This window comes from Nocardioides sp. BP30, assembly GCF_029873215.1.
Taxonomy (GTDB): domain Bacteria; phylum Actinomycetota; class Actinomycetes; order Propionibacteriales; family Nocardioidaceae; genus Nocardioides.
In genome coordinates this window covers 836,818-849,977 of the sequence record NZ_CP123620.1, presented here as the reverse complement: position 1 = coordinate 849,977, position 13,160 = coordinate 836,818, and the positions used below count along the sequence as shown (strand labels likewise).

At 69.2% G+C, this 13,160-nt stretch carries 16 protein-coding genes and 1 tRNA gene; 5 read left to right on the top strand and 12 right to left on the bottom strand.

Annotation, left to right across the window (positions count from 1 at the left end):
* Nucleotides 1-55: 55 nt before the first annotated feature.
* The 5 genes from P5P86_RS03910 to P5P86_RS03890 form a co-directional block, all read right to left on the bottom strand.
* Nucleotides 56-256 carry a hypothetical protein gene (locus tag P5P86_RS03910; protein ID WP_280609977.1) on the bottom strand — a complete coding sequence of 67 codons (201 nt, stop codon included), beginning with the start codon at nt 254-256 and terminating at the stop codon, nt 56-58.
* Nucleotides 257-724: 468 nt separating this feature from the next.
* Nucleotides 725-937, bottom strand: coding sequence for a DUF433 domain-containing protein (locus P5P86_RS03905; RefSeq protein ID WP_280609976.1), 213 nt, complete (start codon nt 935-937; stop codon nt 725-727).
* 65 nt (nt 938-1,002) lie between these two features.
* Nucleotides 1,003-1,308: a DUF5615 family PIN-like protein gene (locus tag P5P86_RS03900; protein WP_280609975.1), complete on the bottom strand. Its 306-nt coding sequence runs from the start codon at nt 1,306-1,308 to the stop codon at nt 1,003-1,005.
* Nucleotides 1,309-1,361: 53 nt separating this feature from the next.
* Complete coding sequence (locus P5P86_RS03895; RefSeq protein WP_280609974.1) at nt 1,362-1,592, bottom strand: DUF433 domain-containing protein; 231 nt, start codon at nt 1,590-1,592, stop codon at nt 1,362-1,364.
* Nucleotides 1,593-1,747: 155 nt separating this feature from the next.
* Complete coding sequence (locus P5P86_RS03890) at nt 1,748-2,317, bottom strand: winged helix-turn-helix domain-containing protein (protein WP_280609973.1); 570 nt, start codon at nt 2,315-2,317, stop codon at nt 1,748-1,750.
* Nucleotides 2,318-2,487: 170 nt separating this feature from the next.
* On the opposite strand from P5P86_RS03890, the gene P5P86_RS03885 reads away from it, so the two are divergent.
* The gene (locus P5P86_RS03885) at nt 2,488-2,628 is read left to right on the top strand and encodes a helix-turn-helix transcriptional regulator (protein WP_280611208.1); all 141 of its coding nucleotides are present in this window, start codon (nt 2,488-2,490) and stop codon (nt 2,626-2,628) included.
* Nucleotides 2,629-2,868: 240 nt separating this feature from the next.
* On the opposite strand, the gene P5P86_RS03880 is transcribed toward P5P86_RS03885, so the two are convergent.
* Nucleotides 2,869-2,949 (bottom strand) — tRNA-Tyr (locus P5P86_RS03880).
* Between the two features lie 82 nt (nt 2,950-3,031).
* Here P5P86_RS03880 and P5P86_RS03875 point away from each other — a divergent pair.
* Nucleotides 3,032-3,523 carry a YajQ family cyclic di-GMP-binding protein gene (locus tag P5P86_RS03875; RefSeq protein WP_280609972.1) on the top strand — a complete coding sequence of 164 codons (492 nt, stop codon included), beginning with the start codon at nt 3,032-3,034 and terminating at the stop codon, nt 3,521-3,523.
* Between the two features lie 157 nt (nt 3,524-3,680).
* Here the strand turns inward: P5P86_RS03875 and P5P86_RS03870 are convergent, their stop codons facing one another.
* Nucleotides 3,681-4,802 (bottom strand): geranylgeranyl reductase family protein, encoded by a 1,122-nt coding sequence (locus P5P86_RS03870; protein ID WP_280609971.1) that lies wholly within the window; start codon nt 4,800-4,802, stop codon nt 3,681-3,683.
* 64 nt (nt 4,803-4,866) lie between these two features.
* Between P5P86_RS03870 and P5P86_RS03865 the strand changes: the two genes are divergently transcribed.
* Nucleotides 4,867-5,325 carry an RrF2 family transcriptional regulator gene (locus tag P5P86_RS03865; RefSeq protein ID WP_280609970.1) on the top strand — a complete coding sequence of 153 codons (459 nt, stop codon included), beginning with the start codon at nt 4,867-4,869 and terminating at the stop codon, nt 5,323-5,325.
* A 114-nt stretch (nt 5,326-5,439) separates the two neighbouring features.
* Here the strand turns inward: P5P86_RS03865 and P5P86_RS03860 are convergent, their stop codons facing one another.
* Genes P5P86_RS03860 through P5P86_RS03845 form a run of 4 tightly spaced genes read right to left on the bottom strand, consistent with a single transcriptional unit; the run spans nt 5,440 to nt 9,044 of the window.
* The gene (locus tag P5P86_RS03860) at nt 5,440-6,396 is read right to left on the bottom strand and encodes a sulfate/molybdate ABC transporter ATP-binding protein (RefSeq protein WP_280609969.1); all 957 of its coding nucleotides are present in this window, start codon (nt 6,394-6,396) and stop codon (nt 5,440-5,442) included.
* Nucleotides 6,393-7,199: a sulfate ABC transporter permease gene (locus tag P5P86_RS03855; RefSeq protein ID WP_280609968.1), complete on the bottom strand. Its 807-nt coding sequence runs from the start codon at nt 7,197-7,199 to the stop codon at nt 6,393-6,395. Before P5P86_RS03855 ends, P5P86_RS03860 begins: the two co-directional genes overlap by 4 nt.
* A complete protein-coding gene (locus tag P5P86_RS03850; RefSeq protein ID WP_280609967.1) occupies nt 7,192-8,034 on the bottom strand; it encodes an ABC transporter permease in 843 nt (280 codons plus the stop codon). Before P5P86_RS03850 ends, P5P86_RS03855 begins: the two co-directional genes overlap by 8 nt.
* Nucleotides 8,031-9,044: an extracellular solute-binding protein gene (locus P5P86_RS03845; RefSeq protein ID WP_280609966.1), complete on the bottom strand. Its 1,014-nt coding sequence runs from the start codon at nt 9,042-9,044 to the stop codon at nt 8,031-8,033. The genes P5P86_RS03850 and P5P86_RS03845 overlap by 4 nt, the downstream gene beginning before the upstream one ends.
* 275 nt (nt 9,045-9,319) lie before the next feature.
* On the opposite strand from P5P86_RS03845, the gene P5P86_RS03840 reads away from it, so the two are divergent.
* Together P5P86_RS03840 and P5P86_RS03835 are read left to right on the top strand one after the other, a co-directional pair.
* A complete protein-coding gene (locus P5P86_RS03840) occupies nt 9,320-11,263 on the top strand; it encodes a 2-oxoacid:acceptor oxidoreductase subunit alpha (RefSeq protein ID WP_280609965.1) in 1,944 nt (647 codons plus the stop codon).
* The gene (locus tag P5P86_RS03835; RefSeq protein WP_446724919.1) at nt 11,263-12,345 is read left to right on the top strand and encodes a 2-oxoacid:ferredoxin oxidoreductase subunit beta; all 1,083 of its coding nucleotides are present in this window, start codon (nt 11,263-11,265) and stop codon (nt 12,343-12,345) included. Before P5P86_RS03840 ends, P5P86_RS03835 begins: the two co-directional genes overlap by 1 nt.
* 22 nt (nt 12,346-12,367) lie before the next feature.
* On the opposite strand, the gene P5P86_RS03830 is transcribed toward P5P86_RS03835, so the two are convergent.
* Nucleotides 12,368-13,102, bottom strand: coding sequence for a hypothetical protein (locus P5P86_RS03830; RefSeq protein ID WP_280609964.1), 735 nt, complete (start codon nt 13,100-13,102; stop codon nt 12,368-12,370).
* Nucleotides 13,103-13,160 lie beyond the last annotated feature (58 nt).

The window sequence follows — 13,160 nt, the reverse complement described above, 5'->3', positions numbered from 1 at the left end:
GCGCACGGACCACCGCACATCCGCGGCAGCCCTTAGCTGTGCGACCGAGTCGGCGCTATTGAGCGATGGCGGGCAGCGTGAAGTCGCCGTCGGTCATCCGGCCGACCATGAAGTAGATGACGACGAGCTGGTTGATCGCCCGCTGGTTCCGGTAGTCCTCCATCAGCGCGCTCCGCGCGATGCGGCACAGCAGCTCGTCCATGAAGCGCGCGAGGATCACGGGCGAATCGATGATCTCGTCGAACCTCTGGCCCATCTCAATCCAGCGATCGATCTCGGCGCAGTCGCGCGGGCGGAGCCGCTCGACGTGCTCGACCTCATAGGCGTACTCCTAGCTCCAGCGTCGCTGGCGTGACGGCCGGCGCGGGCGGCCGCGACTCGCCCCGACGTTCGAGGTACGCGACATTGCGGCAGGCATCGCCGCAGTACACGCGGTTCCTGCCCTTGCCCGTCTTCGGCGGCAGCGGCCTGCCCCAGGTCTTGCATGTGACGCGTGCGTTGCTCAGCCCTCTCAGGTGCAGCACGCGAGCCACTCGGAACGACGTATCCCCCGATCTGCCATGCGTGTGACGTTTTTGGAGGAGTTGGCGCGAGAGGGCCGAAGGATCGGATGAAGCAAGAGAAGGCCGACGGCGGACTGGCATGAGCGGAGGGGAGGTAGCACCGGTTGAGTCAGCGCGTGGCAGTTGGGCGTCGACCAGGAACCGCCTCGCTCAGGATGCGATCACAACAGGGTGGTCGGCGGCGCGGCGGCGTACGCAACGCACGCCTTGATGTCCTCGGCCGTGATGTAGGGGTAGTCCGCAAGGATCTCGGCCTCGTCGGCGCCCGAAGCGAGGAGCGAGAGGACGTCGCTGACGCGCATCCGGGTGCCGCGAACCGCGGGGCGGCCGTGGACGACCTCCGGGTCGGTCAAGATGCGGTCGAGCAGCGACACGTTCTGAGCGTACGGAGTTTGAGCGGCTCAGGCCGTGCCGAGGTCGTGCCGCGGAACGAAGATGTTCACGGACGCCGTGGGTGACTGACGAGGGTGTCGGCCGAGAGCTCGATCAGATCGGAATCGACGAAGCGTTCCTCGATGGCGGCGATGTTCGCTCGGAACAGCGTCAGCAACTCCGAGTTGCTTATGTTACCGGTCAGGACCCGCAGGAGCCGTCGCGGAGTGCCGCCAACCAGGTGGCTGTTCAGGAAGTCGACGTCCTTGGTCACCACGAGGCGGCCCTCACGGTCCGCCAGATCCGCAATGTCGCCGTCGGGCGTCGCGTTCCGCTTCGGCAGATCGAGGGTATGGATCGCGTCGTGCCCCATCGCGTTCAGCTCCCGAACGAGTCGACGCGGGAGCTGGGCGTCGACCAGGAACCTCACGCTGCGCCGAGAGGCTGGATGTGACCGCGAGTCGTCATGGCGCCGAACTCAAGGGCAGCCAGGAGGTCGTCTCGCTCCAGGTCCTCGTAGTCGTCGAGGATCTCCTCGAAGGTCATCCCGGACGAGAGAAGTTCGAGCAGCATCGACACCGGGTAGCGCAGACCGCGAACCACGGGCTGGCCGTGGCAGATGTCCGGGTTCGAGGTGATGCGGTCGAGGCGGGTCACATGCACATCGTAAGCCGGAATCGGTTGTCACCGGCGGTGCCGCTGTCGCCGCCGGTGCCGGAGGGCCTCCGGCACCGCCTCGCCGGTCAGCTTCTGGAGCTGGCCGGTTGCGATCAGCTCCCCGACTTCGGCTTCGCCGCGCTTCCACCGCGCCATCAGGCACCCACCGCCGCCTCAGCTGAGCTTACGGTCGTGTGCGCGCTTGCCTTGATCTGAGCGACCAGGGCATCGCTGGCCTCGCGCCAGGATTCCGAGCTTCGAACGACCGGGTTGACCTCGATGCCCAGGCGCTCGTGCGCACGATCGGCCGCGTCGTAGACATCAGCGCGATCAACCGTGCCCACGACCATGACGTCGATGTTGTGCGGGGGTGGGCCCGATTCGCCGGCGTACCTGGCCGCCCAGGAGCCGAAGATGACGACCTGTTCCGCACCAGGAATGTCGAACTCTTCCTCGATCACCGCGCGTGGTCCGAACGACAGCTGCAGCAGCCGCGCGAGCGCCGGGGCCGCAGGGTGATCGATGCCGGCGCGCACGAGGCGATTGCGCCCCTGCATGCGGCTCGTCAGGAGCCCCGCTTCATCGAGCCGGACGATCTCGCGGTGAAGCGTCGACAGCGGCACCCCGAGTCGCCGGGCGAGCTCGGCGACGCCATACTCCCGATCAGGATGCAGAAGCAGCCAGGTCAGCAGCTCCGCTTGGTGCTGCGACCTGAAGATCGGCATGAGAGCCGGCCCATCGCTACCTATAAATGAAAGACACCTTCCATCTATAGGGAGAATCAATGACTGGGCGGTGTCGGTAGGCCACCGGCACCGTTCACTCCCCCGGCATCGACCTCCTCGGACGCGGCCACCGTGCAGCTCCCGACTGAGAGTGCGACGCGTGCGACGAGCTGGGCGTCGCACGATCGACGTTCTACGACTACCGCGGCGCGAAGACGGCGCCGTGCTGCATCAAGCTGCCGAACGGCGGCATCCGGATCCAGCGCGCCGATCTGGACCGCCGGCTTGAGGCGCACGAGGATGTCGGATGACGTCCGCGGATCTCTCGTACGACGTGCAGATCTGGAACGGCGAGGTCCGCGAGGGCGCAGCTGTGGAGCGCATCGACCAAGCCCTCAGGCCGTCTCCGCGCGAACCCCGAAACCGAAACGCGGGCACGTAGAGGGCACAGATGCCCGTGGAGAGCCATCCACAGCCGGATCCACCCGGACAACGCAGAAGGGCCCCCGACCAAGCGTTTCCGCAGGTCGAGGGCCCTTCCGTGTGAAGCGTGGCAGGTGAAGGATTCGAACCTTCGAAGCTTTCGCGACGGATTTACAGTCCGCTCCCATTGGCCGCTCGGGCAACCTGCCATGTCGCGCCCCGACTAGGCGGGAACTGCAACGGTTCGGAAGAATAGCCCAGTCAGCGCCCTCAAGAGAAAACGGAGCAGCCATGGCGGACTCGTCGTTCGACATCGTGAGCAAGTTCGACCGTCAGGAGGTGGACAACGCGCTCGGCCAGACCGCCCGCGAGGTGGCCACGCGGTTCGACTTCAAGGGCACCAACGCCGGTATCGAGTGGAAGGGTGAGAGCGCGATCGAGATCACCGCCTCCGCCGATGACCGCGCGAACGCCGTCCTCGACGTGTTCAAGGGCAAGCTGGTCAAGCGCGACGTGTCGCTGAAGGTGCTCGACGCCTCCGAGCCGCGCCAGTCCGGCCAGCAGTCGAAGATCGACATCACCCTCAAGGAGGGCATCACCACCGAGAACGCCAAGAAGATCGCCAAGCTGATCCGCGACGAGGGCCCCAAGTCGGTTAAGGCGCAGATCCAGGGCGACGAGCTGCGGGTCTCCTCCAAGTCGCGCGACGACCTGCAGGCGGTGCAGCAGCTGGTCCGCGGCGAGGACTTCGACTTCGCGGTGCAGTTCCAGAACTACCGCTGAGTCCTCGGCTCGCCGTGGGATGGCGCCGGGGTAGGCGCCGGGATAGCGCAGCGGAAGGAAACTGAAGGCGATCGGCGCGCTGGCGGGCGGATCGGATGCCGATCGCCTTCAGTTTCCCCGCGCTGCCTTCGGTTCTCCCTCGCCGCGCCGCACCACCTCAGCGCCCGAGCAGCCCCAGCCCGAGCCGCACGCTCGGGTGTGCCATCGCCCGATCGAGCGTGGTCTCGCCCGAGGCCAGGCGGACGAAGCCCCGCCAGCCCAGCGGCGTTCGCGTGATGAGCTCGTGGAAGGCCCGCGGCCGCCGCTCGTAGGCGACCAAACACCTCTCCCCCGCCGCCATCTCCGGCAGCAGCTCGGCCTCCAGCGCCGCGCGATAGGCGGCCGCCGGATCGGCCGCGGCACACGCGGCTCCGGCCGCACTGCCGGACCGCAGCGCGAACGAGATGCCCTCACGGGTCCACGGCTCGAGCAGTCCGGCAGCGTCCCCGACCGCGAGCAGCCGGCCGCCGGCCACCGGCGACCCCGGCGTCCGGCACCGGGTCAGGTGACCGGAGTCCTGCACCACGTCCAGCCCGTCCAGGCCCTGCCATCGCAGCAGGTCGCGGAGGTAGGCGCGGGTCGCCTCGCCGGCCCCGCGCGCGGCGATCACGCCGACGGTGAGGGTCTCACCCTTGGGGAAGACCCAGCCGTAGGAGCCCGGCAGCGGCCCCCAGTCCAGGTGGATCCGGTCGGCCCACTCGGCCGCGACCGCTGCAGGCGCGGCGAGCTCGACCTCCAGCCCCAGGTCGACCCGGCCGACCTGGACGCCGAGCTGGCGGGAGAGTCGACCGGACGCACCGTCGGCTGCGATCACGGTCCGGGCGCGGACCTCGCCGTACGTCGTCGACACCGTCGCGATCGACCCGGCCTCCACGACCGAACCGACCGCGCAGCCGTCCCGGAACGTCGCTCCGGCGGCCACGGCCGCCGCGACCAGCCACTCGTCGAACTCCGGGCGCAGCACCGTCCGGATGACGGGCGCCGAGGCCGTCCGGAGAACCGTTCGACCGCCCCGGTAGCTGAACCCGCACCGGCGCACGTCGGCCCGGACCGGCAGTCCGGCCACGCCTTCGATCGAGCGGAGCGAGGGACCGATCAGCCCGCCGCCGCAGGTCTTGTAGCGCGGGAAGGCCGCCCGGTCCAGCAGCAGCACCCGCAGGCCGGCGGCGGCCGCCGCGCGAGCCGCTGACGAGCCCGCGGGACCGGCGCCCACCACGACGACGTCGTACTCCTCCACCACGGCACGCCACCCTAGACGGGCGTATGTCGAGTGAACGGATCGGATCATCTGGGACACTAGGCGCGTGCGAGTCTCAGCGAAGTCCGATTACGCCCTGCGCGCGCTCATCGAGATGTCCGCCCGCGAGGACGGCAAGGCCGTCAGCGCCGAGGAGCTGGGCCGACTGCAGGAGATCCCCCACGGGTTCCTGCAGGCGATCCTCGCCGACCTGCGCAAGAGCGGCATCGTCATCTCCCAGCGCGGCCAGTCCGGCGGCTGGCGCCTCGCGAAGTCAGCCGGCGACGTCTCGGTCGCCGACGTGATCCGCGCGGTCGACGGCCCCCTGGTCAGCGTCTACGGCCTGCGGCCCGAGGCGGTCACCTACAACGAGCGCGCCGACGTCCTCCAGCACGTCTGGATCGCGGCCCGCGACGCACTGCGCGACGTCTTCGAGAAGGTCTCCATCGACCAGCTCGCCACCCAGCAGCTCCCCGACGAGGTCACCTCCCGCACCGCGGACGACGACGCCTGGCAGCCGCACTGAGCTGCGCGATGGTTGTGACCCCCAGGGGTCAGAACCGCACCTTGTCAGGCAAAACGTCGACCCCCAACGTGCGGTTGTGACCCCCAGGGGTCACAACCGCACGCCAGGTAAGCCTCACACCGTCGTCGCACCGACCACGGCGGAGAGGAACACCGTCGAACCCTCCTCCACGCCGAGGCGCTTCGCGTGCGTGCGCGTCATCTCCACGGTGACGACCTCGCCAGGATCCGTCAGCACCGTCAGCCGCACCTCGAAGCCGATCCGCAGCACCCGCGCCACGGTGCCCTCCACCGAGTCCGGCCCCACCGGCGCGAGGGTCACCTCGATGTCGTGCGGCCGGATCAGCGAGCCGCCCAGCGTGGTCACGTCGCCCAGGAACGACATCACGAAGTCGTTCGCCGGAGCGTCGTAGAGCTGATCCGGCGAGCCGACCTGCTCCACCCGGCCGTTGTTGATCACCACGATCTCGTCGGCGACCTCGAGGGCCTCCTCCTGGTCGTGGGTGACGAAGACGGTCGTCACGTGCACCTCGTCGTGCAGCCGGCGCAGCCAGTCACGCAGCTCCTTGCGGACCTTCGCGTCGAGCGCCCCGAACGGCTCGTCGAGCAGCAGCACCGACGGCGAGACCGCCAGCGCGCGCGCCAGCGCCATCCGCTGCCGCTGGCCACCGGAGAGCTGCGAGGGCAGCCGATCGGCGAACTGGGAGAGATGGACCAGCTCGAGCAGCTCCTTGACCCGGGCCGCCACCTCGGCCTTGGGGCGCTTGCGGATCTCCAGGCCGAAGGCGACGTTCTTCGCCACCGTCATGTGCTTGAAGACCGCATAGTGCTGGAACACGAAGCCCACGTTGCGCTTCTGCGGCGGCAGGTGGGTGGCCTCGGTGCCCTCGATCGCCACCGTCCCGGTGTCGGCGGAGTCCAGCCCGGCGATGATCCGCAGCAGCGTGGACTTGCCGCCGCCGGACGGGCCGAGCAGGGCCGTCAGCTGGCCGGTGGGCAGCGACACCGACACGTCGTCCAGGGCGACGAAGTCGCCGTATCTCTTGGAGACCCCACGGACCTCGATGCTCATGACTTCTCTCCCAGGGAACGGTTGGCCTGCGCGCGCAGGAGTGCCACGATCACCAGGCACACGACGCCGGCGAAGGCCAACAGGAACGACAGTGCGTAGGCCTCGCCGGGCGCGAACTGGCTGCGCGCCTCGACGAGGGTGGTGGCGGTCATCGACTGGCCCGCGATGCGCGAGCTGACCACCTTGACGGCGCCGAACTCGCCCAGCGCGCGGGCCAGGCTGAGCACGAGGCCGTAGATGAGCGCCCACCGGATGCCGGGAACAGTGATCCGCCAGAAGGTCTGCCAGGTACCGGCGCCCAGCGACCGGGCGGCCTGCTCCTGGTCGTCGCCGAGCTCCTCGAGCACGGGCACGACCTCGCGGATCACCAGCGGCAGGGTGACGAAGCAGGTCGCCAGCACCATGCCCGGGGTCGCGAAGACGATCTCGATCCCGGCACCGTCCAGGGGCTTGCCGAACCAGCCGTACGCCGGGCTGTAGACCAGCATCAGGGCGAGCCCGACCACGACCGGGGAGACCGAGAGCGGGAGGTCGATGAGTGCCGACAGGATGCGTCGCCCCGGGAACGTGTAGCGCACGAGCACGAGCGAGATCCAGACACCGAAGACCACGTTGATCGCCACCGCGATCACCGAGATCCGCGCCGTCACCTCCAGGGCGGAGGTCACCTCCGGCATCTGCAGGACGTCCCAGAAGGCGCCGAACCCGCCGGAGAAGGTGTTCTTCACGACGTACCACGTCGGCCACAGCACCAGCAGCGAGAGATAGGCGACCACGATGAGTCGCCGCAGCCACCTACCCACGCCGCGCCACCCGCCTCTGCACCACGTCGAGGACGACGATGGCCAGCAGCGCCACCACCAGCAGGATGGTGGCCAGCGCGGCTGCGGACCGGGTGTTGCTCTGCTCGATGAAGGCGAACAGCCGCACCGAGACCGTCTCGGTGCGGTGCGGGCTGTTCGAGGAGAGCAGCACCAGCGAACCGTACTCGGAGAGTCCGCGCGCGAACGAGAGCGAGGCGCCCGCGAAGATCGCCGGCAGCACGCTGGGCAGCACGATGCGGCGCAGGATCGTCAGCCGGCCGGCCCCGAGTGAGGCCGCCGCGTCCTCCACATCCGTGTCCAGCTCCTCCAGCACCGGCTGCACCGTCCGTACGACGAACGGCAGCGTGACGAACGCGATCGCGACCAGGATGGCCTTCTGCGTCGTCGGCGCCCAGTGCAGGCCGAGCGGGCTGTGCGGCCCGTACAGCGAGAGCAGCACCAGGCCGGCGACGATCGTCGGCAGCGCGAACGGGATGTCGATGACCAGGTCGATCACGACCCGGACCTTGCCCCAGAACCACTCGCCCACCGCCGCCGCACCTCGCGCCCGAGCGGGCCGGTCACGGACCAGCTCCCACGCGATCAGCGTGCCGACCACGACGTTGACGATGGTGACGATCACGCTCATCTTCACGGTGAGGAGCAGTGCGTCGCGGGTCTCGCTCTCGGTCAGCACGTGGCCGAACGTGGACGGACCCCCGCCGGCCGCCTTCACGATGATGGCGGCCAGCGGGATGAGGATCAGGAGGCTGAACCAGATCATCGCGACGCCGAGTCCCAGCCCGGCGCCGCGACCCAACGGCCTCGCGCTCACTTGCTGTAGTCAGCCTTGAGCTTGGTGAGGATGCCGTTGGTCTCGTCGAAGTACTTCGTGTTGGCCGAGTCCCAGCCGCCGAAGTCCTTGTCGATGGTCTGCAGGTGCGCGATGGTCGGGAACGGGTTGCTCGGGTCGTTGGCACCCTTGACCGTCACCGTGCCGGTGTCGACACCGGCGAGCGGGCGGAACCCGGTCTCGACGTACAGCTTCTGCCCGGCAGCGGACTTCTGGAAGGCGAGGAAGTCGCTGGCGGCCTTCGGCGCGTCCTTGGTCACCGCGCACGGGTTCTCGATCAGGAGGCTGGTGTCGGGGTCGGTGTAGTCGATGCTCTGACCCGACTGGCGCGCCAGGATCATCTCGTTCTCGTAGGAGAGCAGGACGTCGCCGGTGCCGTTCTCGAACGCGCTGGTGGCGTCGCGGCCCGAGCTGGGCCAGCTGACCACGTTGGCCATGAACTTCTTCATGTCGGCCTCGGCGCCCGCGGGACTGCCGGTCTCCTGGAGGTAGGCGCCGTAGGCAGCCAGCAGGTTCCACTTCGCCGAGCCGGAGGAGCCCGGGTCCGGCGTGACGATCTGTACGCCCGGCTTGAGCAGGTCGTCCCAGGTCTTGATGCCCTTGGGGTTGCCCTTCTGGACGCCGAAGACGACGACGGAGTCGGTGCAGATGCCCTTGGTCGCGTTGTCCGCCCAGGAGGAGGCGACCTTGCCGGCGTCGACCAGCTTGGCGACGTCGGGCTCGAGGGAGAGGTGGACCTCGTCGGCCTTCTGGCCGCCGATCACCGCATCACGCTCGGTGCCGGAGGCGCCGTAGGCACCCTGGAGGTTCCACCCCTTGCCGGCCGCGGTCTTCTCGAAGGCGGCGAACACCTTCTGGTTGGCCTGCTCCATCACGGAGAAGCCGACGATGTTGAGTGTTCCCGCACTGGATGAACCGGAGTTGCTGCCGCACCCGGTCAAGGCCAGCACCCCGGCAGCGACGAGCGCAGCCGTGACCTTGATCGACGTCATGTGTCCTCGTTTCCTCACGTTCAGGCAGTGGCCGACCGACCACTGTTTCTCGGTAATGTCACCTACCCTACGCGACTTAATACCGGCTGTCCGATTCGTGGACAGCGGGTCGGAACAGTGAGAACGTGTTCTCGTTTCATGCTCCGACCCAGGCTGCGGGTACCGGCACCAAGCGACGGCTACTGTGGAAAGTCGCGTGACCGTACGTGGGAGCGACCAGCACGGCCACGGCCGTGGGTGTGAGCACAGGCTCGGCGTTCGAAGGGGTGCACAGCGTGGCGAAGCAGGTCAAGCAGCTCGATCGGGTGGTCATCCGGTTCGCAGGCGACTCCGGTGACGGCATGCAGCTCACCGGCGACCGGTTCACCCAGGAGTCCGCCGTCTTCGGCAACGACCTCATGACGTTGCCGAACTTCCCAGCCGAGATCCGCGCCCCCCAGGGCACGATCCCCGGCGTCTCGTCCTTCCAGGTGCACTTCGCCGATCACGACGTCATGACCGCCGGCGATGCTCCCGACGTGCTGGTCGCGATGAACCCGGCCGCACTGCGGGCGAACCTGGCCGAGCTGCCCAAGGGCGCCACGATCATCGTGGACACCGCCGACTTCACCACCCGGAACCTGGCCAAGGCCGGCTACCACACCAACCCGCTCGAGCCCGGAGAGGGACCGAGCCCGTTGGCCGACTTCCAGGTCCACCCCGTCGACCTGACGGGCATGACCGTCGCGGCGGTCAAGGAGTTCGGCCTCTCCCGCAAGGACGCCTCGCGCGCGAAGAACATGTTCGCGCTCGGGCTGCTGTCGTGGATGTACGGCCGGCCCACCGAGTCGACGATCGCGTTCCTGAGCCGGCGGTTCGCCAAGGTGCCCGAGATCCGCGACGCGAACATCACCGCGTTCAAGACCGGGTGGAACTACGGCGAGACCACCGAGGCCTTCGCCGTCTCCTACGAGATCAAGCCGGCGCCGGTGCCGGCGGGCACCTACCGCAACATCACCGGCAACCTGGCGCTCGCGTACGGCCTGGTCGCCGCGGGCGTGCGCTCCGGTCTCCCCGTCTTCCTGGGGTCCTACCCCATCACCCCGGCCTCGGACATCCTGCACGAGCTCTCCAAGCACAAGTCCTTCGGCGTGACGACGTTCCAGGCCGAGGACGAGATCGCCGGTGTCGGGTCGGCGATCGGCGCCTCGTACGCCGGCTCCCTCGGGGTGACCACCACCTCCGGACCGGGCATCGCGCTCAAGGGTGAGGCGATCGGCCTCGCGGTGATGACCGAGCTTCCGCTGATCGTCGTCAACGTGCAGCGCGGCGGGCCCTCCACCGGCCTGCCGACCAAGACCGAGCAGTCCGACCTGCTCCAGGCGATGTTCGGCCGCAACGGCGAGGCGCCGGTGCCGATCGTCGCGCCCGCGACACCGGGCGACTGCTTCGACGCCGCGCTCGAGGCCGCCCGGATCGCCGTCACCTACCGCACCCCGGTGATGCTGCTCTCCGACGGCTACCTGGCCAACGGATCCGAGCCCTGGCGCATCCCGGCGGTCGAGGACCTGCCCGTCATCGACCCTGCCTTCGCGACCGGGCCCAACCACGGCGGCGAGGGCGGGACGGGGGAGTTCTGGCCCTACCTGCGCGACGAGCAGACCCTCGCGCGGCCCTGGGCGATCCCCGGTACGCCGGGTCTGGAGCACCGCATCGGCGGCCTGGAGAAGGGCGATGGTCACGGGAACATCTCCTACGACCCCGCCAACCACGACCTGATGGTCCGTCACCGCGCCGCCAAGGTGGCCCGCATCGCCGCATCGCTGCCGCCGCTCGAGGTCGACGACCCGTCCGGTCCGCCCGGGGAGGGGCGCGCCAAGGTGCTGGTGATCGGCTGGGGCTCGACCTACGGCCCGATCGGATCGGCGGTGCGTCATGTCCGCAAGGCCGGCTTCGACGTCGCCCAGGCCCATCTGCGGCACCTCAACCCCTTCCCCGACGACCTCGGGGCGATCCTCCGGCGCTACGACAAGGTGCTGGTGCCGGAGATGAACATGGGCCAGCTCTCCCTGCTGCTGCGCGCCCGCTACCTCGTCGACGCCGTCGGGTTCAACGTGGTGCGCGGCCTGCCGCTGAAGTCCTCGGAGCTGGCCGAGGCGATCGGCGCCCTGGTCGCGGAGGCCGAGGGCGTGACCGTCGACCTGTCGAACACCGCCATCGAGCCCGGCGAGGAGCTGTGATGTCAGTCGATCTCGAGAACCCGTCCTTCCGCTCCGGCATCGAGTCGGTCCCGACCACCGACATGCCCCAGACGGGCAAGGAGTTCACCTCCGACCAGGAGGTGCGCTGGTGCCCCGGTTGCGGTGACTACGCCGTCCTGAAGGCGGTGCAGGGCTTCCTCCCCGGTCTCGGCCTGCGCCGCGAGAACATCGTCTTCGTCTCCGGCATCGGGTGCTCGTCGCGGTTCCCCTACTACCTCGACACCTACGGCATGCACTCGATCCACGGCCGTGCGCCGTCGATCGCGACCGGCATCGCGACCGCCCGCGAGGACCTCTCGGTGTGGGTCGTCACCGGCGACGGCGACGCGCTCTCGATCGGCGGCAACCACCTGATCCACGCGCTGCGCCGCAACGTGAACCTGACGATCCTGCTGTTCAACAACCGGATCTACGGTCTGACCAAGGGCCAGTACTCCCCCACCTCCGAGACCGGCAAGGTCACCAAGTCGACTCCGGTCGGGTCGATCGACCACCCCTTCAACCCGGTCTCGCTGGCCCTGGGTGCCGAGGCGACGTTCGTGGCGCGCACGATCGATTCCGACCGCTCGCACCTGACCGCGGTGCTCTCGGCGGCGGCCGCCCACCGCGGCGCCGCGCTGGTCGAGATCTACCAGAACTGCCCGATCTTCAACGACGGCGCCTTCGACGACCTCAAGAGCCCCGATACCAAGGCAGGCGCGATCATCCCGCTGGTCCACGGTGAGCCGATCGTCTTCGGCGCCGACGGGTCCCAGGGCCTCATCCGCGACTCGGCCACCGGCGGCGTGAAGGTCGCCGCGGTCGCCGAGGTGGGTCTGGGGAGCGTGCTCGTCCACGACGCGCACCACCCCGACCCCACCACCGCCTTCGCCCTCTCGCGGCTGACCGACGCCGGCGTCCTGCACCGGTCTCCGATCGGCATCTTCCGCCAGGTCCAGCGCCCGACGTACGACGATCAGGCCCGCGCCCAGGTAGCCGATGCCCGGGCCGCCACCGACGGAGCACCCGAGGAGCGGCTCGCCGCCCTGCTCAACGCCGGGGACACCTGGACCGTCGGCTGAGCCCGGGCGGCGCGCGCTCGGCTCAGCGCTGCAGCTTGAACGTCTCCGAGCCGATGTGCACGGTGAGGTCGGTGACGGTGACCGACGCCTCCGTGAACGAGCTCAGCTCCCGCACGCTGGGCATCGTCGCCTCGGCCGCGCCCACGCTGCCGGCGATCCGGGTCGCGGACCAGTGCCTCGTGCCGGCCTTGGTCCGCACGGTGAAGCTGAAGCGGAAGCGGTGGTGCGCCTCGCCGGTGACGTAGGCCTGCACCGCGGGCTTGCCGTTGACCCGCACGCCGATGCCGCCGTCGTTGCCGCTGGCGACGAACTGCCCGGCATCGCCCGACACCGAGATGCTGCAGACCTCCACGCCGGACCTGAAGTTGGCTGTCGCGTCCAGCGAGCGCGAGTCACGCAGCTTGCGCTTCTCGCTGATGCGGCCGTGCTTCGCCACGAAGCTCTTGTGGGGACCGTCGAACAACGCCTCGAGCTCGCTGTCGCTGAGGTCACCGTCGGCCATGGCCGCCTCGTAGGCGGCCTCCGGGTTCAGCTGCAAGCCGCCCTTCCAGTCCTTGTTGCCCAGCCCGGTGAGCGTGACCTTGCCCCGCTCGGTACCGGCGTGGTTGACCGAGGTGGCGAGCGTGGCCTGGCCCTGGTCGCAGCTGGCAGTGCCGCTCAGCTTGCGGCCCAACGACGCCGCCTGGGCGCTCGGGACGATCAGCACGACGGAAGCTGCCGCTGCGATCACGGTCGTGGCGATGGTGGTACGACGCACGGAGAGCTCCAGGGGTTCGAGACAGGGGCGATCCCCGCAGGGCGGGGCTCGTGAAGTA